This is a genomic window from Candidatus Bathyarchaeia archaeon (assembly GCA_035935655.1).
Taxonomy (GTDB): domain Archaea; phylum Thermoproteota; class Bathyarchaeia; order 40CM-2-53-6; family 40CM-2-53-6; genus 40CM-2-53-6.
The window spans coordinates 150425-174146 of sequence record DASYWW010000046.1 but is presented as its reverse complement, the minus strand read 5'-3'; the positions used below and the strand labels follow the sequence as shown (position 1 = coordinate 174146).

Below are 23722 nucleotides of genomic sequence, written 5' to 3'. Positions count from 1 at the left end.
CTTTTTCTGCTGACTAATCTATGCCCCCCCGGTGGTCGATTTTCCCGCCACTCGCCCTTCGCGAAAACATACTAAACCTGTAGATTCTATTCGACATCGCTTCCGTTTCACTGCACGACATCCTTCCAGACCGAGAATCTGTCAGCCTCGAAGACAACCATCCCTCCAAGAAGGAAACTCTTCAATGCGCAGGGCCCGAATGATTGTTCGATAAGATCGGAGAGTCGCTTGTTGGTCTGCAGCTTCTTCCAAGTTGGAATAATCATCTTGAACGGATTGCCAGCCATCCTCTCGCGGATCGATAAGCGGGCCAGAACCGGCATTATATGTGAAATGTAGAAACCGATCAAGACTCTCGAAAATCCGCTGTCGGGCTTACCAATATCAACGACAGCGAGAGCACCCCCGCGCCGAGTAACACGCGCGAACTCATCTAGACTACGATCCAAATTTACTACATCCCGCAGCGAGAAACAGGTGATCACAGCTCCAATAGAACCTGACTGCAATGGAAGGTTTTCAGCAACTCCAACGATAGGACAGAACCGATGGCCGAGACGAGACCTCGCATATCTGAGCAGTCGAATCGACGGGTCCAGGCCTACAATGTTCTCGAAGCCATCCTCCAGCAACATTCTGCTGGAGACCCCAGGGCCTGCGCCAGAATCCAAAACGCATTCTCTGCGATGCGAGCGGAGAAACGCGATACCTCTCCGTCGCAACGGGCCTGCGAGCCACAAGGATATCCGCTCGCTAGTGGACTCGTAGATCGGCGACGCGTCCTCAATTGCACGGACGACGCTACTCCACTCGTCTCTACTATTGCCCAGGGAAACGTCCTCTGATTGGATGATGGAAAATCCAGTCCTTATATAGCGCTGAGACCAAAATCAATCTAGAGCACGTTGGACGACGTGCTTAGGAAGAAAATTCTCGAATGGAATCACCCCAAAACAACATGGATGTGTCGGAGAGCCTTGATCGAAGCTTCAACTTTTCAGAAGTATTCCAACTCGTCAAGAGATCCGTAAAGACCAGTATTGGCCGGCGACGCACCGGACTAATGCTGGGACTCGCTGATCTGCCCGATTACATCGGAGCATTCCATCAAATGGGGTCCAACTTCATCGTCATGAACAGAAGCCTTCTAGACCAGATAACTCGACTTGCTAAAGACAGACGCTACATCAACGCCTACGTCTTCTACACCTTACTCCACGAATATCTGCACACCCTTGGCTACGCCGATGAAGGAGATGTTCGACGCCTTACGCGCCAGATCTGCGCTAGAATACTGGGACCAGATCACCCGGCCACGAGACTTGCTGTTGACGGCCCGGCGGTCATGTTTCCGGAGATAACCTTCCAGCATCATGGGGAGTCGAGGTCTAGAAGATTGCCGAAATTCGAGATCGTCAGAGAATTCGAAAAAGAATACAAGAGCTACGTCGCTTAGGGTTCTCCAGAATCCCTCTCAAGCGTCGTTTTCTCTCCCAGGAATTTGAGGAAGCTCGCGAGCTTCCAATATGCCTCGAGAAACTCGAGCCCGCGATGCGTTATCGAATACGACGTATCCTCACTGGTGATTATTCTAACCAATCCATAGGAGGAGAGATCCGTGAGAAATCTCTTGATCCTGTCCACCGGAAGCCCCACCGCGTATGAGACTCGCGTGATCTTCGTCGGCCCTCTCCTCTTCAGAGCTTCTAGTATCTCAGAATAAATGTCGACACGAGACCGTTTCGCCACGCCCAGCCAACTCAGAGAGGTGGCTTTGGCAAATCGCCCGTCTTCACAGGAGGCTGCGCGAACTCTACGTCAGACTCTGACTCGATCTCATCACTGTACTTTACCTCGCCACTTACTCGACAGCGAGACTCGAATCGGGCGGCCTTAGCGTAGACGTTTCGAGCTCGGACCCTCTCGCCCATCTCCAAAGTGTGGGCATAGATGTCTTCAACCCGGGCGTTATCTCCAATCTTTACGCGGCCGCCAACAAGGACCCCTACTACTTCTGACCTTTGACCGAGTTGTATTGTCTTCGCCTTGGTTCCTTTTGTTGTCCGCAGGCGTCCTCCAACTTCTACTTCGTCCTCAGCGACTATCAGATCTGCTTCTATCATGCCGCCTACTTCTAACGAGGCGAGTCGTAGGCTTCCTCCAATTCGTGCTGTCCCGCCCATCTCCAGATCCCGCTTCAAGTGGAGGTTGCCAGAAACTTGTAGCATGCCTCCGATGTCCACTTCCTCTCCTTCTCCATTTCCATTAATGTCAACCATTCCCCCAACATCTATCGATTCGAAGGTCAAGTCTCCTTTGCTTTCGAATCTTCCTCCGACGTCGATAGTTCTCCCCTCTCCTCCTTGGTCTAAGACCACTGTTCCTCCGACGTCAATCTTGTCGAATTTCAAAGGTTTGGAGGATCGGAACGAGCCTCCGACATCTATTAATCGAGAAATTTCGCCACCGCCTACCTCCGCACTTCCGCCGGCGTCTAGCCTCATGCACTGAATTTTTCCGGTGACCTCGATCCGGCCACCGACGTCAATATCCTCGACATTTGCATCGCCTTCAACTCTGAATGAGCCTCCGACATCGACCTTGGACGCGTTGATTGAGCCTCCGACGTCCAGCATTCCTCCAACCTCGAAGTCGTGAGCTGCCGCAGACTTTCCAACGAATAAACGAGCATCAACCTCTACCGAACCGGCTTCGAGAGAACCTTGGACTCGCAGCTCTCCATGCTCCACTTCTATGTCGCCCGTCGACTTTAGGTCACCAGTTATCTCGACCCTGCCGTGGTCGACGGTTAGTCTGGAACAGGCGAGACTGCCTTCGAACTCCGCATCTCCATCACAGACGACTTCGCCTGAGACCTCAATGGGCGATTCTCCTTCCGCCTGTACCCTAGCTCTATCAAGGAGGTGAAGTTGGCCATCGACCTTTGCCAGCTTTACGGTAGCATTTCGGGGTACAGTAACATCGCCCATTGGACTATTCCCCCTAGCGGAGTGTCAGCCTCAACGGGTTCCTGTTGATCCAAGTTACGGTTGTCTCTATATTCTCAGGGTTCTTGCGCGTGTAACATTTCATGAGTTTTTCGCCTCTGAAAGGGAACAGTGCTGTCCGCGCTTATAATGTCCGTTCACATCTCGTAGTCACATCAAGTGATTATCGGAGATGCTCTGCCCTTTTTACCATCGCAGACAGAAGACTTCGATGAGAAGAGTTGGAATTCATTCTTGCAGGAACCGGAAATTCCCCCGCAGACTGGAAATTGATTGATGTCGCTGCGTCTGAGTCTGAGATACTTGGGTTCTGGGGTTTTGTCATGCCTGACCACTACATGGGAGGACGCAACTTCGGAGGCGACTCTACCCTTGACACATGGCTCGCTCTAACACATATTGCTCCCAGAACTGAGACGATTCGTCTCGGAACACTCGTCACGCCAATCACGCTGCGCCCGCCATCGATCCTTGCAAAGATGGTTTCAACCCTAGACAACCTCTCAGGGGGCAGGGCGATTCTCGGAGTCGGAGCCGGCTCCTCACAAACCGAGTTCGATGGATACAGTCAATGGTCCAGTTCCCGACTTCGAGTCGAGAAGACGGACGAGGCGGTAAGACTGATACTCAAACTCTGGACCGAGGACAAGGTCGACTTTCAAGGAAAATACTACAGGTCAAAAGGCGCAATCCTCGAGCCTAAGCCACAACAGAAACCGGGCCCTCCACTCTTCTTCGGAGGCGTTGGTAAAAAAATGCTGCTCATGGCAGGGCGATACGCTGACATCTGCCTGATCCCACCTTTTTCACAATTCACCTTTGGGGAGGCAAAGAAACTTGTGAACGATGAGGCCAAGCGTCATGGTCGAGACAAGGAAATATCGTTTGCCGGTGTCGCAGGAAATCTTCCACTGGCTAGCGCAGAATATGACGCGAAACATTACTTGAAAATGTGCGAACAAGCAGAGGAGCAAGGCTGGGACTACATGGTTGTTCCCTTTCGTAGAGAGAACTACATCGAGTCAATGGAGGATTTCGCCACGAACATATTGCCATCCTTTCGTTAAGTTCAACTCTGCGGACCATTTCAAGCAGCAAAACTTAACCTCGGCTTGGTTATTGTGTTGACGCGGAATGTCGCATGAGCGCCATCGATGTAGTGCTGTACGGAATCATCGCTGTAATTGCCGGAGGCCTCGTCATCTGGTTCCTGTTCTACGCGTTTTCGGGCCAGACAAAGCCGCCCTCTAACCTAACTCAAGAAACTCTCAAGAGACTGGTGGGATCAACTGGTCGCGCCACGTCCGACATTTCAGAATCTACTGGCACAGTGCTCGTGAACAGCGAAGAATACTCAGCCAAAACGTCGCAGGGGACAATACAAAAAGGGACTCAAGTGAGAGTTAAGGAAACTGACGGGTTTACGCTAATGGTCGAGAAAGCGTAGAATAGGTTTCTAGCCGCAACCGCTTGTGTTGCCGCAGTTGTTGCACTTGTAACAGGATCCTGCTCGGACCATTATCATCCCACAGTTCTCACACGCAGGCGCGTCAGACTGGTTATCGAAGCTCGCGAGAGGAGTAGCAAATTCGGGAGGCTCGAGAGGTTTCATCTCTGCGGCTGCCGGGGCCGCTGCCTTTGCACCAACGGGCTCAACAAGTTTGACCTGGGTTCCGTTCTCAAGCGTTGTCTTGGCGAGTCCGAGAGCGTCCTGTTCTTCTTTTGGAAGGAATTTCAAGCCTAGCCATCTGAAGATGTAGTCGACTACGGACTTTGCGAATCGGATATCCTGGTTGGTGGTTATGCCGGCAGGTTCGAATCGTGTGTGTGTGAACTTGTTCACAAGAACTTTCAGTGGGACGCCGTATTGCAGGGCTAGGGAGATGGAGGTTGAGAACGCGTCCATTAGTCCGGAGATCGTGCTGCCTTCTTTCGACATGACCACGAATATTTCACCGGGCGTGTTGTCGTCGTATAGTCCCACCATCAGATAGCCTTCGTTCTGCGCGATAGAGAACTTGTGGATTATCGCTTCTCTTTCTTCTGGGAGACGACGTCGGAATGGTTTGAAGACCACCTGCTCCTTCGTCTTCTCGGCTGCTTTGCTCTTATCCTGGATGGTTGTGGTTAGCGGCTGGGTTCTCTTCGAGCCATCACGGTATATGGCGATGGCTTTCAATCCCATCTTCCAAGCGGTGATGTAGGTCTCGACTATTTCGTCCACGGAGACATTGCCAGGCATGTTCACGGTCTTGGATATGGCGCCGGAAATGAAGGGTTGGACGGCGGCCATCATCTTGACATGACCCATGTAGTGTATGCTTCTCGTTCCTTTCGCAGGTTTGAACGCGCAGTCGAAAATGGCTAGGTGTTCTTGCTTGAGACCTCGAGCGCCTTCGATGGTATCGTGGTCTTCGAGATATTTGAGAATCTCAGTGGCCTCGGTCTTGGAATAGCCGAGTTTTGTTAGCGCTTCGGGGACGGTGTTGTTGACGATCTTGATTACGCCGCCTCCGACGAGCCATTTGTATTTGATCAGGGCGATGTCGGGCTCGATGCCGGTGGTATCGCAGTCCATCATGAACGCGATCGTTCCGGTCGGTGCGATGACAGATATCTGGGCGTTCTTGAATCCGAATCTCTCGCCTAACGAGAGAGCGTCATCCCAGGACTTCATTGCTGCTTTCAAGAGCTCTTCTGAGACTCCTTCGGAAGGAATCTTGTATGCGTGGGCCCGGTGCATGTCGATAACGTTGAGGAAGGGCTTCTCGTTTACAGTGTATCCCTTGAACGGACCTAACCTCTTGGCGATCCGGGCGGATGTTGCGTATGCTCTGCCGGACATCAGGGCAGATATGGCGGCGGCGTAGTTTCGGCCTTCGTCGCTATCATAAGGTAGGCCTCGCGCCATGAGCAGAGCGCCAAGGTTTGCGTAGCCAAGTCCCAGCGGACGAAAGTCGTGACTATTCTTCTCTATGGCTTGGGTAGGGTAGCCTGCGTTGCTGACGAGAATCTCCTGGGCGCTGATCACGACATCGGTTGCATGTTCGAAAGATTCGACATCGAACTCTCCATCCAGGGTTCTGAACTTCATGAGGTTCAGTGAGGCGAGGTTGCATGCGGAGTCGTCGAGAAACATGTATTCAGAGCACGGGTTGGACGCGTTGATCCGAGCCGTGTTCGGACATGGGTGCCACTTGTTGACTATCGTGTCATACTGGATTCCAGGGTCGCCGCAGATGTAAGCGGCCTCGGCCATTTCTCTCATCAGGTTCCGTGCCTTGTAGACATCCGCTACCTGGTGATTTGTGATGTATCGGGTCTTCCACTCCTTGTCCTCCGTCACCGCGTGCATGAACTCGTCTGTGACACGAACACTGTGGTTGGCATTCTGGAAGAAGATAGAGCTGTAAGCTTCTCCGTCAACGGCGCCGTCGTAGCCAGCGTCGATTAGAGCCCAAGCCTTCTTCTCCTCTTTCGCCTTAGACCAGATGAATTCCTCAATGTCGGGATGGTCGACGTTGAGAATGACCATCTTTGCGGCTCGACGGGTTCGTCCACCGGATTTTATGACGCCTGCGAACGCGTCAAAGCCCTTCATGAATGAGACGGGGCCACTTGCCTTTCCACCTGTTGACAGGTGTTCTTTTGATGATCGGAGGGATGAGAGGTTTGATCCTGTTCCGGATCCGTACTTGAATAGCATGCCTTCTGTCTGGGCGAGCTGCATTATCGATCGCATATCGTCCTGAACAGAATTGATGAAGCATGCAGAGCATTGCGGACGGTCTTCGACTCCTACGTTGAACCATACGGGGCTGTTGAAGGCAGCCATCTGGTGGAGGAGGATGTGTGTGAGTTCTGACTCGAAATTATCGGCTTCCTCTTCGTCTAGGAAGTAGTTTCCTTTTCGGCCCCAGCGGGCGATTGTTCCCGCGACACGGCCTATGAGTTGTTTGACGCTACTTTCTCTGCCAGGGGTTCCGAGTCTGCCTCGGAAATATTTCGAGGCGACAATGTTTGTGGCGGTCTGGGACCAGAATGAGGGAACTTCGACGCCCTTTTGCTCGAAGATCACCTGTCCTTTGTGGTCTGTTATGACTGCGTCCCTGATCTCCCATTTTACAGCGTCGTATGGGTGGACTCCTGGCTTTGTATAGGACCTTTGATATCGGAATTCCCCTTGGGGAACCTTCGGTATTTGTTGGATTTCCATTGTTCTTACCTAACTCCTCTACTTCTTCTTCCCCGTGTTTCGGAGCGAGAACTGCAGGAGTAGCTTACCACCATCGTGGCCGCTAATTAAAGAGATTTGTACAGAATCGTATAAACTTGTAGTGTAACTAGGAAAAACTTCCCGGCGTATATGCACATTAGAGTGCAATGGTTTCTGAAACATCTACTCTTTCAAACCGACCAGGACACCGTCGCGGAGTGGAACGATTACTGTCGACAGTCCTGGGTAGCGGGATACTTCCTTGTTGAACTTGATCATCGTCTGGGTCAGCTCTGACTTGCCACCTTTAGCAACGTCGCCACCCCACAATGTGTTGTCAGCGACGAATAATCCGCCTCTCCGGAGCCTTATCACGCTCAACTTGAACGCGTCCAAGTAGATGTCCTTGTCAGAATCAAGGAAGACCAGATCATATTCATCTTTGAGAGTCGGTAGAATCTGTAGAGCGTCTCCTTTGAGGACCTTGATGAATTTCTGGAGCTTGGCCTCGGCAATGTTCTTCTCAGCTATCTTGACACGTTCGGGATCTTTGTCGATGGTTGTGACGGATCCGTTGAGTGGTGCGACTGCTCGTCCGAGCCATATTCCTGAGTAGCCGATGGCTGTTCCTATTTCGAGGACTTTCTTGCTCTGGCTGCTGCGAGCGAGGTTGTAGAGGAGCCGGCCGACCAAGGGTCCGATGATAGGGACTGCTCCTGACTCTGCTTCCTCCTCCATCTTCTGAAGAAGGAGATCTCTTGGTTGGGCGATGCGGTACAGGTAATCGTCGATATAGTCGTATGTTATGGCCAAAACTCGGATCGGAGACGAGCCTCGCGGCGGGATAAATAATCCTTTAGAAATTGGAATACTGCTCAGACGACATTCTGGGTTATGTTGTATGATTGTGTTGAGGAATGATCTACGAGTGATCCAATGGTGAGAATTTCGTAGAGCTGATAGCTTATCATGAATCTGAGCTGATGGTTGGCTGAGGTTTTGAAGTTGAAGAGGGTCGTAGCTTGGACAGCGTCTGGAAAATTGCCCGTTGGCGCCCAGCTTGAGGTGGAACCGTCGTAGTTGTCTTGGATTTTGAGAGAGGTGAGCTTCACGGTGAAACCGCGCATGTACGAGGGAAGAGCAGTTTCGTTCGCCTTGCTGACGATTATCGAGTATGAGGTCGGGAGCGTGGTTCGAGGATAGGTCAGATTGGCGATGGAGACGATCAGGAAGACTTTGCCGTAGCCGGAAACTTCGAGTTGCACCCAGCCTCCGCGGTTGGCGTATTGTGTTGAGGAGAGGTATTTCGTGCCGACTGACGGTATGAGTGCGGGGCTTGTGAACTGCCAGACGGCAACAATGATTATGATGATCAGGAGGAGCGAGGTGAGAACTTTTCCTCTCGGGCCCATGAACGGTTGAGATTCTGGTTGAGTTGGTAATGGTTCACTTGCATGTTACTGCATGAAAATTCGCACAGTTACACTAGGGTTAGTAGGATACGGGAGGAGGTTGTCATTCCGGAGCCTCTAAGACATTGCCTGGCGGACCCCGACCGATGCTACTCTGGTACGTCTGGATGCATATTGTGGATGGGGCCTGGCACAAGCTGGACGAGATATCCAAACAGTTGAGGATTCCGGGAAACGCTGTGTCCTGGGCGGCGAAGTTCCTAAGCGATCATGGCATGGCTGAGATGGGTTTCGAAGAGGACGAGATACGACTCCAAAAGACCCATCCGAGGCTAGAGGACGTGGTAAAAACGTTGACGGGAACGCATAAGACTGACAAGGCTCCAGGTTCGGACCTGCCTTCGTCTGTCTTCTGACGATATGGGGTATGTCGTGAAGTCTTATTATCGCATGAAATCTTCTTGCTGAGTCATCTGGGCGCTGCGCGGTCGATCGCTATCGTGAAACTATTGCCACGGTGACTCGAGGATATTTCTCAAGGTCGGAGTCCGGAACAGCAGGCTATCTCTGACTCAGACCGATCATGTAGTTGATCGGATTAGGCAAAAGAATCCAGGTTTGAAGATCGATCGGAAGATCATTGAGAGTTCTAGTGACAGGGATTCGAGGAGGTCGTTGTTCTTTCTAGAACTGAAGGGATCGTTCGACAGGGAGGTTGACGAAGCGGTCTCGGAGGGGAGAATCGACTTCGCAGTCCACAACATGAAGGACGTCCCTGTCAGCTACAGGAATACTCGACTTGTAATCGCGTGTGTTCCGGAGAGAGGATCGCCAGCTGAGGTGCTCGTTAGCGATACGGACATGCAGTTGAAGGATCTGCCAAAGGGATCGAGGATTGGAACGAGTAGTCCGATCAGAGTTGCCCAGCTTAGACGAGCTAGGCCTGATGTGAAGCCTGAGCCACTGTTCGGAAACGTCGAGACAAGAATTGAGAGAATGGACAGGGGCGAGTTCGATGCGGTCATACTCGCTGAGGCTGGGCTAGCAAGGCTAGGTATGGCTGAGAGAATTTCAGAACGATTGTCAATCGACGATTTCATTCCGGCACCTGGTCAGGGAGCATTGGCGATTGTTGCACGCCGGGACAATCTGAAAGTTATCGAGACACTAATGAGCATAGAGGATCCGGCGACCAGGGCTGAGATAAACGCGGAAAGAGAACTCGTACGGAGTCTTGAGGAGACCAGCAAAGTTCCCGTGGCGGGGCTGGCGGAGGCAAGGGGAGACCGAATTCAGATAAGAGCGTGCATTCTCTCAGTTGACGGAAAAGAAAGAGTGTTCGCTCAGAGGACAGGGCTCACGGCTGACGGCCTAAAGCTCGCCCATGAGATGCGAGAGGAACTTGTCGCGAACGGTGCAAGCAGGATCGAGGAGACTTGGAGAAACGCGCACCGTTAAGGGAACAGACGAGTAGAAGATGAATGTAGAATGCCTGCTAAGCGACCTGGGTAAGTCCGGTTTCGGGGGAACCGCTCTTGAGTCTTGAGACCCTCTCGTTAATACCCTCCCTTTTTCCTAGAGGATCTCCTGTCTGGAAGGGATAATGGGCGAGACAGGCTGATCATGGCGGGATACTAGCTTGGATGGCTAGTGAGTTAACCTGCTCTATTCAGCGATTCACGAATGATTTCTAGACGAGACATGAGGGATGCTTCAGATCGCAAATCAGGGCTGAAAATGGGCGATTTTTGGGTATGGCTGGATATTATTTGGGAGAGTTAGGCATCTCCAGAGTTCAAGGGGGAGCATTTTCGTGACACATAATGATGTCCTTCTGCCGATATTCTTACGCGAGTTTAAACTCTGAACCTATTATCCTGGTCAAGGTCGTTTGTTGATTGCTGTATAGACTCCTCGGTAAGACAGGCGAGTCTATTCCGATTGTCGGGCAAGGGACCTGGGGAATGGGCGGAGAGATGGGTCCCAACTCTGCCACAGACAAGGCCTCGGTTGAAGCTATCAGGCTCGGACTTCAACTTGGAATGAATCTCATCGATACTGCGGAGATGTATGGTGCGGGCCACAGCGAGGAGGTTGTGGCTCAAGCGCTCGAGGGACGCCGCGAACAGGTCTTCCTCGCCTCCAAGGTTTCTCCACGCCACTTCGCATACGATGACGTTCTATATTCTGCCCGGATGAGCTTGAAGAGGCTAAACCGAAAACAGATGGACCTCTACCAGCTGCACTGGCCGAACCCGAAGATTCCCATCGCCGAGACAATGCGGGCAATGGAGAAGCTCGTGAACGATGGTCTAATCCGGTTTATCGGAGTAAGCAATTTCTCCATTGAACAGTTGAGGGAGGCGCAAGAGTCTCTCTCGCATGAGAAGATAGTTTCCAACCAGATCGAATACAGCCTAGTCGACAGAAGCCCTGAAAGCGGACTCCTCGATCATTGTCAAAAGGAAAGCGTGACCGTCATCGCGTACAGCCCGCTGGGTCAAGGAAAGATTCCGAGGGGAAAGGGCCCAGCATTCAAAGTCCTCGATGAAATCGCAACGAGGCATAGTCGATCCCGAAACCAAGTCGCCCTAGCCTGGGTCTTACAGCATGATAATGTCGTAGCGATACCGAAGGCATCCGACAATGGCCACGTACGAGAAAACGCAAATGTCGCGGACTGGAAACTCCCCAGCGAAGAGCAAACTAGACTGAATGTCGCGTTCTCTTAATCGGAGCTTCAACGATTAGTCCACTGTTGGAACTTCCTATGCTGGACCGGAAAGGATTCGCTTTCGGATCCAATGCGTCTACCCCTAAGTAGGAGTAGTATGCAAATGGCCAGGGCGGCTATGGCGGTAAAGAGGGCAGTGGCTTCAAGGAGAAGTGGGATTAGGAACTGTGTTAGAAAAGGGGGAGAAGGACCTACTCCGAACTGTCTTTGGTCTAGAACACTCGTGAATCCAGGCTCGGAGGCATTAACCGTGATCGAAAGCGTTTCTGAGTGAAACGCGTCAAACTGGTGAGGGGTCCCATAACTTTCGGAATTTGTGAACTCATTCGTCAAAGGGACCAACGATGGATCGCTGGAGGAGATCGTGACGGAGGCGTTGTAAACAAGATCGTTGCCCGCTTCTATCGATAGCGAGAAAACATTTCTTTGACCTCCAGGTATCGCAATCTCTTGGAAACCCTCGTAGACGACCAGCTGGGGATTCCCGGCCGGAAGGAATAGGAAGAAAGCATCGTTACCTCCCGCATAATTCTGAGTTCCAGCGGGGGTGGAAAGGCTTCCCTGAACGGGGACGAGAGTGTAGGTGGCGTTGCTTACTAGACCCATCGGCACGCCGAACCCGAATGTCGGTGTTCCTATGGGGAAATTTGATGTCCCGATGGTGTAGTGGAGGCCATGATCCACGATGCCGCTTATCACAACTCCTCCGGATGGATTCAGAGCTATTGCCCGGCCGCCAGCATTTCCATGGCCTCCCCATATCTTCTGAGACACGATCGCCCCGGTTGAATCAAGTTCTAGAATGAACATGCAAGCACACGTGTCCGATGGTATGCTTGAGAACGCTACGGTAGCTGAGCCGGTCGCGAAGACGTTCCCGGAAGAGTTCGTAACGACCCCATATCCGAGGAATTGGGCTCCAACATTCGCGGGAAAGTTGGATCTGCCCCCACTCCAAGTCCTCTGCCACACGAGATCACCGGATGGAGAAATTTTCAGGATGAACGCATCCTGGTTAGCGGCTCCCAAGGGAGTGTTATGGTAGCCGGTTACGTAGACATTGCCGAGAAGATCAGAGGATATTCCTTGCCCGGTATCACCGTTGACGCCCCACACTCTCTGCCAGACAAGTTTCCCGGACGGGTCAAACTTGAGCACTAGAGCGCCCTGGTTACCAGACCCTGTGTCGTTGATCCTTCCAGTTACCAGCGCATTTCCTCCATGGTCTGTCGCAACCGCATAGGCTCGGACGTCCATCTCTCGCCAGGATCTCTGCCATATGATCGGCCCTGAAGGGTCGATCTTCAAGAGGACAACCGAGCCGAATGTGTACCCTGTTACAAGGGCGTTTCCAAGGGGATCTACGGCCACGCGGCCATCGAGAAGACCGTCGAGCAGTTCTTGCCAAACGAGGTTGCCGTTCCCATCTATCTTCACAAGAAAAACATGGTTCGAATTATCTAGGAAAGCCGTGTACCCAGCCACGTACGCGTTTCCTGCGTAGTCAGCAGCCAGGTTTCCAGGCCAAGCAAATCCAGGGCCGCTCCAGGTTCGTTGCCAGACGAGATTTCCTCCTGAATCGATCTTCAGGATGAACGTGCGGTTATTTCCGAAGATCTCTGTCTGACCTGAAACTAGAAAATTCCCTTGACCCACGGGCGTGATGCTGGTCGCAAAGTCTTGCTGTGAGCCTCCCCAGAGCCTCTCGAACAGGTAGGGGACCTGCTGGGGTGTAGCGTGTGCTGACGATGAGATGAGCAACAGAGGGATGAGCGAGAGGGCGAGAAACTGTTTCAGAAGCACTCCCGATCATCTAGGATGGCGTAAGTATAAGGGAATCGGAGGACTCTCAGCTTGGACGATCCGAAGAGGCCGTTTCTCTATTCCGTGTGCTGAGGTATTGTCTTGAGCGAACGGACAGGGGAAAATAGAACCCAGAGAAACGCCAACGAGCCCCCGAGTATGGCTATCCCAATCGCGGTCCGTAGTCCCAGAAATTCTCCCAGTAGTCCACCAGCAATCGCCCCTAGAGGTATTGTTCCCCAGACCAAGAACCGCATTGTCGCGTTCATCCGTCCTTGGAGACGAAGTGGAACGATTGCCTGTCTCAAGCTGACCTGGTTGACGTTGTATACGATAGTCCCGATGAAGCTGACGAACTGACCTCCCATGATGGCTAGCATGCTCCAGTTGACCCCAAATCCTCCTATGGTAAGGAGGGGAGAGGCGGTAAGAGAGCCAGACAGGTAGTAAGGAATGGCGCCAAGTCCAGCAATGAGGATGCTCACGAGTATGGCGGGTCCAACTCCAATACTCTTAGCCACCCGAGTAGAGACCGCCACGCCGACAAGAGCGCCTACGCTTGCCACGCTGAAGATAATTCCGGCAGTGACTCCCGCCAGATTCTCAGAAACTCCAAGTCCAGCGGGGCTAGGCTCGATGAGGTAGAGCAGAAAGAGCGTGCCCAGCGCGGTTCCGAAGAAATTGGAAGTTCCTGTACAACCTGCGATCATCCGAAGCATTCTGTTGCCGAAAACCACATGGAGCCCTTCTCGGATATCAGCGAGTACCGAAGGCCTCACGATTTCAGTGTCGATCACCTCTTCATGACCTATCCGTCCTAGCGAAAGTGCGGACGCGAAGAACGAGGCAGCGTCAACGGCAATAGCGATGGGCGCGGTGATTATACTGATGACAATTCCCGCTATCGTAGGTCCCGCAACCTGGGCGGTGGAGGCGCTCGCTTGTAGGTTGCGATTTCCTTCGACCAGCTGGTCCCTGCGTACGAGAGAGGGCAGGTATGATTGGTATGTGATGTCGAAGAAGACCTGTAGGAACCCGACGCAGAAACTGATCGCGTAGAGAAATGGAAGGCCAAGTTTGGTTATGATTCCTAAGGCGGCGGTGACTGGAATCAGAGCAAGTATTGTGCCCCGGAGAATGTTGGATGTGACCATAATGCGCTGTTTGCGATGCCGGTCGATCCAGACCCCTGCTATCAGCCCGAAGAGCAGCCACGGAACGGAGCCCGCGAAGTTGAGTACTCCGACCTCTACGGACTTTGCGCCCAGAATGATGATGGCTGTTAGAGGAAGGGCTAGCCCGGTGAACTGGCTGCCAAACTGGGAGATGGTCTCAGAGGTCCAGAGCTTCAGGAAATCGGAATTCTGCCAGAGCGTCTCTCTCTCGACCGTCGTCTCCATGCCGAGCTAAGATCTAATTCCGGTTCTTAAGGGTCGCTCACTTCACGTGGTTACAATTGACAGTCACGTGCAGTGACGAATAGACATTTTACGATTCTGAAAAACAGACCTGAGAAAATCAGAAATTATTCGCTGGCTTATCAGGCTGCATTATAGACGAGGATTACTGGCTTTCCTTCGAACTTGTAGCTGCTGTCGATCCACGCCTTGTGGCGCCCATACCTCTTCAGTGTAGATTCTGTATGAGTCTTGTCTCCGTCTAGCCTGTAGCCTGTCCATGTTCCGTCCTGGCTGGAATATTCCGGTGGTAGATCCGCGCAATTGTGTACGATGAAGGACAGAAGGTAGGTGTTTGACGGCGTCTCCATGTTACAGACTTTGCCCGAGAATTTCTCTCGCTCGATCTTGTTTATCTTGACCCAGAATCCGTTATCCGTCTTTACAACGTGACTTTCCTTGTTTGAATACTTGCTGCCGTCTTGATGGAATCGAATCTCGTATGAGGGCTTCGCGTTGACCTTTCGCCCTTGGATCATCCCTCGCTCCTTTCTGTCATCCTCGTAAATGGCCGGCAGAATGCCGAGCCGAGAACCCATGAGCAGCGCTTGGTACGCGGCCGTCTTGGATGACGTTGTGAGTCTCCACGTGTTTCCACGTTTGAACCCGTCTCCTTTTAGCCATCCTTCGAGGAAGGGTTGAGGATCTTTTTGTTCAAGAATCCACGATGGGATCTTCTTCCTGACCGCTCTGCTGCCAAACTCTTTCCTCATGAAATCCGCAAAAGATGGTTTGGAAAAGCGTACGAGAAGACCGGTTCTGTGACGGTTGATCGTGCCTTTGACGTTCCAGTGTTTTTCTGCCATCCGAAGGATGTGTTCGGCAAGTTGCCGTTCTGTGCGTCCGAGTGCGAAGTATACCTGGTTGCCAGTGGGGTATCCTTCAGCCATGTACAGCCCTAGAAGATAGAGGAGCTCAGGATCGCCTTCTCGATTCCCTCTGAATCGTGGGAAGAAGACCCAATCATTCTCTGTTAGCTCTCCGGCGGACTTCCAAGTCTTCTTGAGCGATGGTCTCGATTGACGATCGTACCACTTCGATTTTTGCGGATTTGACTCGCAGGCTAAGACAGGATGTTCCGGAGTCAACCTCGTTTCCGGAAGAAGGAATGGCTTTACGACAACAAGATCGCCGGCATAGTCTCTCTCAAAGTATCGAGATGGAAGCTCATAGTTTCCATTCGCCGATACTATCGAGTCTAGGTGCTCGCCCATCGATTCTAATCCGGGGTTAGTGAACACTGAGTCTCCCTTTGGCACGCACCAGAAGGAGTACCCTTTGTCTTTGTATTTTTCGTAGATGTCTTTGAAGCTGCCGTAGTCTTGGGTGTTGATCCAGCGGTAGTAGTGGTACTTGTATCGTACCCGGATCTTGAACTTACTCGGATGGTTCTTTGAGCGTTTTTTTCTTCTCTTTCTTGATTCCAATGCCGTTGTTTGGCTCAGGGTGGCTCACCAGCTGTTTTTCCCATTCGTGAGCGAGCCGGATGAACACGTCCTTGCTGGGACACTTCAGGCGCTTGCTGTGGTACTGGACAAACCGGATGAAACTGTCGATATCATTGTCTTCTTCGAAGTCAACGGTCAATATGTAGCGCGTGGCCGTTTCTCCTCTTTTACTATCCGTCTCGCCGGATAACCAACGTATAGTGGAAGAAGGTTAAGCGAATCGAAACCGGGGGACGGTCTCCATAGTACTATCGAATTACCTGTCTCCGGGAGACATTGCGAAGGTTCGATGGACTCCAAATGTTCTGGAATACGATTTTGCTTCGTCTCTGGTAATAGCCGACTAGTCTTTTTTCACAACTGTGATTTCTATGACTCGCCTGGTTTTGAAGCCTAGCTTCTCATAGACACGTATTGCTCCAGCATTCTCGGTGCGGACATGAAGAAAAGGAATCTCACCTCTTGCTGTGATCTTTTGGATGAGCGCAGAAACAAGTGAACTGGCGTATCCACGACCCCGGTATTCGGGGTGGGTGCAGACAGCGCTGATCTCGGTATGTCCGAGAGGTCGGAGTCGTTCCCCTGCCATTGCTACTAGTTGGCCTGCTTCGCGGATTCCGAGGTATGATCCTAGTTCGGGTGTTCGTTTGAAGAATGGGCCGGGCTTGGTCAGCTCGACTAGCGAGAGCATCTCATCAACCTGCGAAATGCTCAGCTCCTCGATGCTATGTTTGACAGGCGAGGGCACTGAGCCATTCCATACCATCTGTGCAGAATTCACCTTGAAAACAACGGTCCAGCCAGAGGGAAGATCAGGCATAGTGGATAGAGGGAATGCGGCGGTTTCTCCGGGACCGAGCAATTGTGCAAGGGACTGATATGACTCTGAGGTTTGATCGCGTGTCGCGGCAAACGGCGCGACATCAACTGGGTAACGTTTGGCTAGCCTATCTCCTTCTGCGAACGACCTGTGAGTCGTAGAGAGGGCGCTCCATACAGGATTATCCAAGAGGCTCGATCGGTCTTGCCCCACGATCAAGCAGCTGTCAACAAGAGTCTCTGCCATATCTCGGAGAAAAGAATATGCTATCGATAATCGAAAGACAGTAGAATGAGGGTCTGAAGCGCGGTTCCTGATGTTCTCTTAGTCATTGCTCCCTGAGAGTTTTCTCTTTCGAGAAACCATCACGGTCACAATTGAGAGTCCGATTATCACTTGCAGCCACCACAGAGACCTTAACGAGGATAATGCGGAGGATGCCTTGTCGAGAGCCGTGAAGCTGTTCGTGGTTGATCCGGGCGAGGAATGATTGTCATTTGTCGTGGTGTTGTTGCCTGGTGAAGGCTCTTCGGGCTGTGGTCGGTAGTCTCCAACCATTATGACCGCCTGGTAAACATGAGATATTGTCCCGCTCGTTGCAGAGATTGCCACAATGTAATTGCCGACCGGGGTTGTTCTGACTGTCGAGACAACGGTGTAGTAGCTCACCGTGGTATCTGCTATGAGATTGATGCTGCTTGGCCGAAAAGATATCGCGGGAGCGTTAGGAACGTTCGGCGCGATTGTGGCTGACATGTGCACCTGGCCGTTGAAGCCGCCAATGCTGACGATCTGTTCCGGTATTGCGATGTTCCATGATTGAAGGGTGGAGTATGATCCCCAGGTTCTTGTGACAAAGTCTGGACCTGAGATCGGTGACACTGTGATCGGTATCGGGAGGGAGTGCGTCACGGAACCAATCGTTGCATTGACGATCAGGGTGTAGTCGCCCGTGGTGCTTCCGGGAGTTAGTTGGAGGTCCGTGCTCAAACTGCTATCAGGGCTCAGCGTCATCCCCGTCGAGAAGCCCGCTCCAACAAGCCCCGTGTCAGGTCCAACCACAGTTGCAAGGTGGATTGTGCCTGTAAAACCGTTCAAGCTCGTAAAGGTGAGCATTGTCTCAGCCCAGTATCCTAACGGTATGCTGACCTTGCCTGGGTTAGCGAACATGGTGAAGTCAGGGCTCGTTGCCAGAACTGGTCTAGTGAAACTAACAGTCCCGACGACCATGAGCGTCAACTGTGTGAGAACGATCGTTCTGGAGACGAGATGTCTTCGGAAGCTCCTCTACCTCCCCTAACAGACAAGAAACAGGGGTACAGGACACTTAAGCGCGATGTACACAAGTGGACAGGAGCATGAGTTCTCAACTCATGAAGAACAGTTCTCTATCTCGCCCCGATCCTAAGAGGAGGTCTTGGGAACTGTCGCAACGGGGTTGCCGCAACTCGGGCAGAAGGCAGAGTTTTGGTAGAGCAGAGTACCGCACTTGATACACATCCTTGTAGGTCTCATGTCAGATGATGTCTGCGTAGCAACGTTCTGACCGACACGATTTCCGGCCAACAACTGGTCGGTAATGTGTGCGCTTGCCATGAAGCTCCCTCCCACAGTGAGCATCCCGAGCCCGAAGATCGTTAGCGTAATGAGGATAGGCATGGCCAACATGCTGTTGCTGAGTCGCGTAAGATCAGCGGCTGTCCCAGTCGTTCCCGCCACCGAAATTGTTTGAAAAAGCTGATAGAAGTACGCCCCTCCTAACGCGACGAAGAGTGCGCCAAGCGCTATAATCAGGAGACCGAGAGTGTCCATAGATCTTGGAGTCAATGACGCTTCACGATCGGGTCATGGAATACCGCCCCCCAGGGTGCTCCCTCCTCATGAGCGATATGTTACCGATGTCAGATTAAGGACGGGGCTTAGCGCTTCACTAAATGGCGTTGTCTCGATAATATGCAGTCTAGCTTTGCCTAAGTTGAAGATGAACCTGTCCGTGTCTTGGAGCGTAGAAAAGGGAGGAGAAGGGCTTAGCTAGCCCTTTTTGTTTTTCAGCCAGACTAGTCAGTTATGGCGTCGGTGACGACGGCGAAGTTTCTCTGGTTGTCGTTTGGAGCCTTAGCGTTGAGGTCGTTTTGTCCTCTCTGAATCTGATTGGGGTCGATTAGGACCAGTAGTATTCCGCACGAGACATACTGGCGTCCCGGTGGGCATGGTGGGTTGGCCCCTCCACATGGTGAGCCGTTCGCTAGTATTCCTGTTTGTCCTGTGTAGAAGTTGGCGGATACGGTGTTTCCGCGAATTACTCCGATCGCGTCTCTCGCATACTCGATGCCGTTCTGGGCAATGAAGTCTACACGTCCAAGTCCCGTGACGATGTTGTTAGTCGTAGTTACGTTGCTATTGTGATTGGCTTCGATTCCCCCCTTCTGATAGGCGTATACGTTGCTGGAGTCTATGGTGCCCGTTGCGGTGGGTCCGCCCGCTCCGCTGTCGTAGATAATTCCGATGCCAGTCTGGACTCCGTTCGGTTGGAATGCGCCGAGCGTTGTGTGGGCGCCAATGTTGTAGATTATCGCTGACGAAATTGAGACCGTTATTGCAGATGGTACTAGTCCTCCTGAGTCGACGAAGATGCCGTACTGGTTCGCGTCATGAACGGTCAATCCGGAGACGCTAATGCTGCTGGTGATGTAATCGCCGATATCACAATTGGTTGCGTCGATTGTTCCGGTAGTCTAATCCATTGCAGCGGTTGTGAGCGGGCCCCTGCTTGTAGAGACAGGAACACAGGCTAGTGTTGCTCTGACGCCTAAAGCCATGACCGCGAGGGCAGAGACGGAAAGTAGGAGTAAGACGCTGGCTATCTTGATTGTCTTGTCATTGACCATTTTTTTCTTCAAAACACCGGTTGACAGATATGGGAAGATAAGGAAAGTCTCTAGCGTCGAGAATTTCGAAACTAGATAATATCGAAACTCGATATTTTCGAACACCGATGTAGAACATGGATTGTCGGGGGATGCCAGGAGTTTAAGACTCATACTTTGATATCGTAATTCTTCTGGACAACCGCTTGGTTCAAGTCAGGCCAAAACCCATGGGTCCAAACCCAAGTTTACCAATGTTAACCGGTACAGCTCTCATCAGTGCTTCGCAGTGAGCCGTCGGGTCGTCCTAGGATCCGGGACTGGGTTCCGGCAGGAGGATAAATCGGCATAGCTTGTCGCCTTTAGCTCTACAGTCTACCTCCCTTCCTCTAACATCTCTCGCGATCAACTGGGAGAATATTCCTTCAAGGTAGCTCAGAGTGAAGATACACGCGGGCCTCGGGGAACTAGCAACGGGCTCTGATTCGAAGCTGTTAGCGATGGACACACTTGCTTGTCCGGATTCTAGGTTCAACTCGTCGACCTGAATCTTTCCGAAGCCCATGTTTGTCTCTTCCACCGCTACTCGTACGAATTCTGGCATGGCCTGAGGAGTCTTCAATCCGAGGGCCTGGGCCTTCGACAAGAGAGCCTTGCCTTCCTCGGTTCCCACGCGGCGGCCCGCTATTCCGAGGATAATGTTCGCTGAGTTGCCGCTGATACGCATCATTTCTTTGCGCATCAAAGAGAAGGCGTCCCTGCGGAGCATAACGACCTTCTGCCCAAAATACTCGACTTCACCGATTTCATCCTTGAATCTGATGGAGTTTAACGAACCAACCAGCCGACGAATACCATTGGCCGCGAAACGATCTGTTGACCCGGACATGGTGATTCTCCTAGCTGAACTGCTCCACTTGTCTCGCTAGCTCCTGAAACTTAGCTGTCATCGAGTGTCTTCGCTCGGATAGGATGAACACTGATCTGCTTAGAGACCTTTGAACCTCGTCGGAGAATGGGAGCCAGCCTACTACAGGTACGTTGAACTGGTCTCCGATGCCGTTTGCCAGCTTCGATGCTTGGAAGCTTTTCAAGCCTGCAGGTATCATGTTGACAATCAGATGGGTGGATTTTCCTAGGTTACTGGCAACCTTGACCAGTACGCCGGTTCCGAATATGTCCTGGTGGTCGAGTCTTGAGACGATGAGTAGATGATTACAAACGCCCATTGCGAGAAGTGTGTCGTTCTCCAGTCCAGGGTGAGTGTCGATGAGAAGATAGTCAAGCTCGAACTGGTCCTGGAGTTTTGAGACAGCTTTCGAGAAGGATTCGACTTCGAACCCTGTTCGAAGAGTCTTCAACATTTCCTCGATTTTTGTGCTGGCCGGGCTGAAGTAGAGCTTCCCCTGGCCCTTGAGGCCGAGCCGATCGTTCATCGGCACTGCGGCTTCTTCCGCTCGGGCCTTGTCCAGTAGAACGTCGTTGAGGGTGTGCGGGATCTGTTCGGGGTCTACGTTGAAGAGAACATGCAATCCCGGCCCTTCGAGATCCATGTCCATTACGCCGACATTTTTTCCATGCGAGACGAGTGCGACCGCTAGGTTTGCGGTTATGGTAGTTTTCCCTGTTCCGCCCTTGAACGAGTGGACGGCGATGCTCCTAACCATGCTTCTCTCCTTCCAGAGGGTCTTTGTTCTTCGCGAGCTGTTCCTGAATTGACTTGAAGAAGTCCTGGTCCATGAATCGTGAGGCTTCGACGTCAACTGCCTCCATGTCAACCTGCAGATGTGGTGGGAGCATTCTTTTTCGTCTCAGAAATACGAAACCGATCAGCGCGCTTGCCGCGATCATTGTTATGACTGTGAGGAACCAGAGGCTTGCGAGCTGATTCTCCGGGGGTGGCCGGGGAGCAGGCGCGGGAGGAGGGATGACGTAGAGAGAGGTTGAGCCCTGGCCGTTGTTTCCGTAGGGATCGATGGCGGTGACCTGTAGGGTCCATGCTCCTTCTGGATCAGTGCTCTGAACGGTGTAGTTTCCTGTCCATTTGCCTCGCACCTGGTCGTAGAGCAGCTTTATCGGGGTTCCAATTTCGGTCCCTGAGAGGGAGAATTGACCAGTGACGTTTCCTCGGATGAAGTTTGATCCGTCAGGCTGAGTGACCGAGGTCGAGACTGATAGAGAGTTAGCTGAATTGGCTGCGGCAATGGGGGAGAGGTCTAGGCTCGCGGGGAGAATGATGAACCATTGTGAGTCAGGAGGGTTCTTGGCGCCTGTAGTCGCCCCGTTGAGGGAGACTGTGTAGTTGCCGGTCAGTGTTCTGGCGGTCGTTAGCCAGCTTGTGATGACGTTGCCGCTCGCGTCTGCCGGGACACGAATGGGGTATCCGGGAGCGGCGATTCCTCCTTTGGTTATGTAGAGCGTTACTGTCTCACTGGCTTTGTATCCGGTGGCTTTGATGGAGACCAGTTGTGTACGCTGGTAGAGAAGTTTGTCCGTGATCCCTATTCCGAATTGTCCAGTTCCTAGGAGTGAAATGGTAGGCGCTGTCTGGAAGATGGCTACTGAATATTGGCCGACGTAGGTGATTCCCGCTCCCACCCCGAAGTCGCGAGGGTAGACCTCGTTGAGAGTATAGTTGCCTGAGGGCGAAGCGACACTTGTCGTGGCTATGGTATAGTTCTTCCCTGAAGGATCACTGACAGCCCAATAGTCGCTGTAGCTCTGCCCTCCAACAACGCCTCTGACGGTTAAGACTAGGGTCACCCCTGACGAGCTGCCCTCCTGCGTTCTGGTTGGATTGATCGCCAAGGTTGCAGCCGCATGTGCGGGTAAGAGCTGGCTTACTGCAGAAAGGACTAGGAGCAAGACGGCTAGGATGGCTGGGATCCTCCGGCGAAGCACCTCGCTCACTGTTCCCGCGGAAGAAGCCGAAGAGCGACCGTCCATGGCATTGCTTAGCGAAATGGAAGGAAAACGGTTCTGCCTAAAGGCTCACGTTACTGTAAACTGAGACCATAGGTCACCGCTAGGTACCCAAGCTAAGTACGCCTATTATTTCACGCACCTGAGATAGAATCTTCGAGCTGTAACCCGAAAGCTTCCGGTTCGAACGATCAATCCATGCAACTCTCTGAGCTTGTCCAAGTAGCGACCTACAACGAACCCTTCAAGCTGCCATGGAACAGCCAATAAGAAGAAGATTACCGCACCTACGTCTCTGAAACGTGAATTAAGTCGGGCTTCTCGTCCAGCGGTCACACGGAGACCTGCCTCGCTTATCTGTTGCCTAGCCACCCGCAGGTCCCAAAGTGCTTCGACGTTCGAAGCACCTAGAAATTCGTTTAGTTCAGGATAGTTTGAAGATCCTGCCTGCTGCGTCAAAAAGATCCCGCCCCTCTTCAGAACTCTGTAGACTTCGCTAGGGACAAAAGATTCATGCCGGTCGATTATCATGTCCAATGATTCAGTGCGAAAGGGCAACGCGCCCACTTGGGGTCTATTCGTATTGTCTTCAGAGTATGTCCGTATCACGTCGACGCGTAGCGGTTTCAGCCTGTCCCTTGCGATGACCGAGTTCGGCGAGTATCCTTCTGTAGCGAAGGTTCGGCTAGGAAGTTGTCCAAGGGAAGAAAGAAGTTCGCCACCCCCGGTTCCCAAGTCGAGAAGAGACTTGATCTTGGGAAATTCCTTTGCTACCTGCCGTTTGTAATTCCAGGGCGGGGTTTCTTCGACGAGCCGGTTTCTGAGCCACGAGAAATCCCATCCCGAGAATTTCTGTGATTGTGCTTCTGCAATCAGTCTCTCGAACTCGTCCGGACTTCTTGCAACCATTTTCCGCCTGATCATAATGCCTTGGTGTCCTTATATTCGGGGGGATTTCCGACCAGCGGAATTTCTGGACGAACGTTCGGTCCGACTCGCAGAGAACTTATATTTGTTCGACAAATTCCCCTCTTC

26 protein-coding genes are annotated in these 23722 nt (G+C 52.2%); 7 read left to right on the top strand and 19 right to left on the bottom strand.

The genetic code is table 11. The features are described from left to right. Nucleotides 1-107 precede the first annotated feature (107 nt). The gene (locus VGS11_09950) at nt 108-635 is read right to left on the bottom strand and encodes a methyltransferase domain-containing protein (GenBank protein HEV2120409.1); all 528 of its coding nucleotides are present in this window, start codon (nt 633-635) and stop codon (nt 108-110) included. Between VGS11_09950 and VGS11_09945 the strand changes: the two genes are divergently transcribed. Then, entirely contained in the window at nt 549-845 is a 297-nt protein-coding gene (locus tag VGS11_09945) for a hypothetical protein (GenBank protein ID HEV2120408.1), read from the top strand. The two genes, VGS11_09950 and VGS11_09945, sit on opposite strands and share 87 nt — an antisense overlap. A 92-nt stretch (nt 846-937) precedes the next feature. Further along, complete coding sequence (locus VGS11_09940) at nt 938-1456, top strand: hypothetical protein (GenBank protein HEV2120407.1); 519 nt, start codon at nt 938-940, stop codon at nt 1454-1456. Here VGS11_09940 and VGS11_09935 read toward each other — a convergent pair. Together VGS11_09935 and VGS11_09930 are read right to left on the bottom strand one after the other, a co-directional pair. Next, nucleotides 1453-1749: a winged helix-turn-helix domain-containing protein gene (locus VGS11_09935; GenBank protein HEV2120406.1), complete on the bottom strand. Its 297-nt coding sequence runs from the start codon at nt 1747-1749 to the stop codon at nt 1453-1455. The genes VGS11_09940 and VGS11_09935 overlap by 4 nt on opposite strands. A gap of 11 nt (nt 1750-1760) precedes the next feature. Next, the gene (locus tag VGS11_09930) at nt 1761-2990 is read right to left on the bottom strand and encodes a hypothetical protein (GenBank protein HEV2120405.1); all 1230 of its coding nucleotides are present in this window, start codon (nt 2988-2990) and stop codon (nt 1761-1763) included. A 239-nt stretch (nt 2991-3229) separates the two neighbouring features. Here VGS11_09930 and VGS11_09925 point away from each other — a divergent pair, with 239 nt between their 5' ends. Both VGS11_09925 and VGS11_09920 read left to right on the top strand, forming a co-directional pair. Beyond that, a complete protein-coding gene (locus tag VGS11_09925) occupies nt 3230-4075 on the top strand; it encodes an LLM class flavin-dependent oxidoreductase (GenBank protein HEV2120404.1) in 846 nt (281 codons plus the stop codon). A 74-nt stretch (nt 4076-4149) separates the two neighbouring features. Continuing rightward, nucleotides 4150-4455, top strand: coding sequence for an NfeD family protein (locus tag VGS11_09920; protein ID HEV2120403.1), 306 nt, complete (start codon nt 4150-4152; stop codon nt 4453-4455). Between the two features lie 9 nt (nt 4456-4464). On the opposite strand, the gene VGS11_09915 is transcribed toward VGS11_09920, so the two are convergent. From VGS11_09915 to VGS11_09905, 3 genes are all read right to left on the bottom strand, one after another. Continuing rightward, nucleotides 4465-7224, bottom strand: a complete 2760-nt coding sequence (locus VGS11_09915; protein HEV2120402.1) for a vitamin B12-dependent ribonucleotide reductase — start codon at nt 7222-7224, stop codon at nt 4465-4467. A 183-nt stretch (nt 7225-7407) separates the two neighbouring features. After that, the gene (locus tag VGS11_09910; protein ID HEV2120401.1) at nt 7408-8037 is read right to left on the bottom strand and encodes an O-methyltransferase; all 630 of its coding nucleotides are present in this window, start codon (nt 8035-8037) and stop codon (nt 7408-7410) included. 62 nt (nt 8038-8099) lie between these two features. Next, nucleotides 8100-8636 (bottom strand): hypothetical protein, encoded by a 537-nt coding sequence (locus VGS11_09905; protein HEV2120400.1) that lies wholly within the window; start codon nt 8634-8636, stop codon nt 8100-8102. Nucleotides 8637-8761: 125 nt separating this feature from the next. Here VGS11_09905 and VGS11_09900 point away from each other — a divergent pair, with 125 nt between their 5' ends. The 3 genes from VGS11_09900 to VGS11_09890 all read left to right on the top strand — a co-directional run bounded on the left by VGS11_09900 (nt 8762) and on the right by VGS11_09890 (nt 11368). Further along, nucleotides 8762-9052, top strand: a complete 291-nt coding sequence (locus tag VGS11_09900; GenBank protein HEV2120399.1) for a hypothetical protein — start codon at nt 8762-8764, stop codon at nt 9050-9052. Nucleotides 9053-9164: 112 nt separating this feature from the next. Next, nucleotides 9165-10094, top strand: a complete 930-nt coding sequence (gene hemC, locus VGS11_09895) for a hydroxymethylbilane synthase (GenBank protein ID HEV2120398.1) — start codon at nt 9165-9167, stop codon at nt 10092-10094. Between the two features lie 440 nt (nt 10095-10534). Then, nucleotides 10535-11368: an aldo/keto reductase gene (locus VGS11_09890; GenBank protein ID HEV2120397.1), complete on the top strand. Its 834-nt coding sequence runs from the start codon at nt 10535-10537 to the stop codon at nt 11366-11368. An 8-nt stretch (nt 11369-11376) separates the two neighbouring features. On the opposite strand, the gene VGS11_09885 is transcribed toward VGS11_09890, so the two are convergent. From VGS11_09885 to VGS11_09825, 13 genes are all read right to left on the bottom strand, one after another. Beyond that, nucleotides 11377-13173: a hypothetical protein gene (locus VGS11_09885; GenBank protein HEV2120396.1), complete on the bottom strand. Its 1797-nt coding sequence runs from the start codon at nt 13171-13173 to the stop codon at nt 11377-11379. Between the two features lie 77 nt (nt 13174-13250). Next, the gene (locus VGS11_09880) at nt 13251-14573 is read right to left on the bottom strand and encodes an MFS transporter (GenBank protein HEV2120395.1); all 1323 of its coding nucleotides are present in this window, start codon (nt 14571-14573) and stop codon (nt 13251-13253) included. Nucleotides 14574-14713: 140 nt separating this feature from the next. Beyond that, complete coding sequence (locus VGS11_09875; protein ID HEV2120394.1) at nt 14714-16057, bottom strand: LAGLIDADG family homing endonuclease; 1344 nt, start codon at nt 16055-16057, stop codon at nt 14714-14716. After that, entirely contained in the window at nt 16008-16217 is a 210-nt protein-coding gene (locus VGS11_09870; GenBank protein HEV2120393.1) for a hypothetical protein, read from the bottom strand. Before VGS11_09870 ends, VGS11_09875 begins: the two co-directional genes overlap by 50 nt. Before the next feature lie 204 nt (nt 16218-16421). Beyond that, the gene (locus VGS11_09865) at nt 16422-17144 is read right to left on the bottom strand and encodes a GNAT family N-acetyltransferase (protein ID HEV2120392.1); all 723 of its coding nucleotides are present in this window, start codon (nt 17142-17144) and stop codon (nt 16422-16424) included. A 78-nt stretch (nt 17145-17222) separates the two neighbouring features. Further along, nucleotides 17223-18137: a hypothetical protein gene (locus tag VGS11_09860; protein ID HEV2120391.1), complete on the bottom strand. Its 915-nt coding sequence runs from the start codon at nt 18135-18137 to the stop codon at nt 17223-17225. A 165-nt stretch (nt 18138-18302) separates the two neighbouring features. Further along, nucleotides 18303-18725 carry a zinc ribbon domain-containing protein gene (locus VGS11_09855; GenBank protein HEV2120390.1) on the bottom strand — a complete coding sequence of 141 codons (423 nt, stop codon included), beginning with the start codon at nt 18723-18725 and terminating at the stop codon, nt 18303-18305. A gap of 230 nt (nt 18726-18955) precedes the next feature. Further along, nucleotides 18956-19576: a hypothetical protein gene (locus tag VGS11_09850; GenBank protein ID HEV2120389.1), complete on the bottom strand. Its 621-nt coding sequence runs from the start codon at nt 19574-19576 to the stop codon at nt 18956-18958. Between the two features lie 57 nt (nt 19577-19633). Beyond that, nucleotides 19634-19939: a hypothetical protein gene (locus tag VGS11_09845; GenBank protein ID HEV2120388.1), complete on the bottom strand. Its 306-nt coding sequence runs from the start codon at nt 19937-19939 to the stop codon at nt 19634-19636. Between the two features lie 133 nt (nt 19940-20072). Then, a complete protein-coding gene (locus tag VGS11_09840) occupies nt 20073-20654 on the bottom strand; it encodes a V4R domain-containing protein (GenBank protein HEV2120387.1) in 582 nt (193 codons plus the stop codon). A 10-nt stretch (nt 20655-20664) separates the two neighbouring features. Next, the gene (locus VGS11_09835) at nt 20665-21432 is read right to left on the bottom strand and encodes a MinD/ParA family protein (GenBank protein HEV2120386.1); all 768 of its coding nucleotides are present in this window, start codon (nt 21430-21432) and stop codon (nt 20665-20667) included. After that, nucleotides 21425-22675 (bottom strand): hypothetical protein, encoded by a 1251-nt coding sequence (locus VGS11_09830; protein HEV2120385.1) that lies wholly within the window; start codon nt 22673-22675, stop codon nt 21425-21427. The genes VGS11_09835 and VGS11_09830 overlap by 8 nt, the downstream gene beginning before the upstream one ends. Nucleotides 22676-22816: 141 nt before the next feature. Beyond that, nucleotides 22817-23611, bottom strand: coding sequence for an SAM-dependent methyltransferase (locus VGS11_09825; GenBank protein HEV2120384.1), 795 nt, complete (start codon nt 23609-23611; stop codon nt 22817-22819). Nucleotides 23612-23722: the final 111 nt, after the last annotated feature.

Excerpts from the sequence above, each read along its gene's own strand:
- VGS11_09940 (HEV2120407.1), top strand. The coding sequence starts at position 938 with ATGGAATCACCCCAAAACAACATGGATGTGTCGGAGAGCCTTGATCGA.
- VGS11_09905 (HEV2120400.1), bottom strand. The coding sequence starts at position 8,636 with ATGGGCCCGAGAGGAAAAGTTCTCACCTCGCTCCTCCTGATCATCATA.
- VGS11_09840 (HEV2120387.1), bottom strand. The coding sequence starts at position 20,654 with ATGTCCGGGTCAACAGATCGTTTCGCGGCCAATGGTATTCGTCGGCTG.
- VGS11_09845 (HEV2120388.1), bottom strand. The coding sequence starts at position 19,939 with ATGAGTCTTAAACTCCTGGCATCCCCCGACAATCCATGTTCTACATCG.
- VGS11_09825 (HEV2120384.1), bottom strand. The coding sequence starts at position 23,611 with ATGATCAGGCGGAAAATGGTTGCAAGAAGTCCGGACGAGTTCGAGAGA.
- VGS11_09835 (HEV2120386.1), bottom strand. The coding sequence starts at position 21,432 with ATGGTTAGGAGCATCGCCGTCCACTCGTTCAAGGGCGGAACAGGGAAA.
- VGS11_09930 (HEV2120405.1), bottom strand. The coding sequence starts at position 2,990 with ATGGGCGATGTTACTGTACCCCGAAATGCTACCGTAAAGCTGGCAAAG.
- VGS11_09945 (HEV2120408.1), top strand. The coding sequence starts at position 549 with ATGGCCGAGACGAGACCTCGCATATCTGAGCAGTCGAATCGACGGGTC.
- VGS11_09865 (HEV2120392.1), bottom strand. The coding sequence starts at position 17,144 with ATGGCAGAGACTCTTGTTGACAGCTGCTTGATCGTGGGGCAAGACCGA.
- VGS11_09915 (HEV2120402.1), bottom strand. The coding sequence starts at position 7,224 with ATGGAAATCCAACAAATACCGAAGGTTCCCCAAGGGGAATTCCGATAT.
- VGS11_09880 (HEV2120395.1), bottom strand. The coding sequence starts at position 14,573 with ATGGAGACGACGGTCGAGAGAGAGACGCTCTGGCAGAATTCCGATTTC.
- VGS11_09950 (HEV2120409.1), bottom strand. The coding sequence starts at position 635 with ATGTTGCTGGAGGATGGCTTCGAGAACATTGTAGGCCTGGACCCGTCG.
- VGS11_09920 (HEV2120403.1), top strand. The coding sequence starts at position 4,150 with ATGAGCGCCATCGATGTAGTGCTGTACGGAATCATCGCTGTAATTGCC.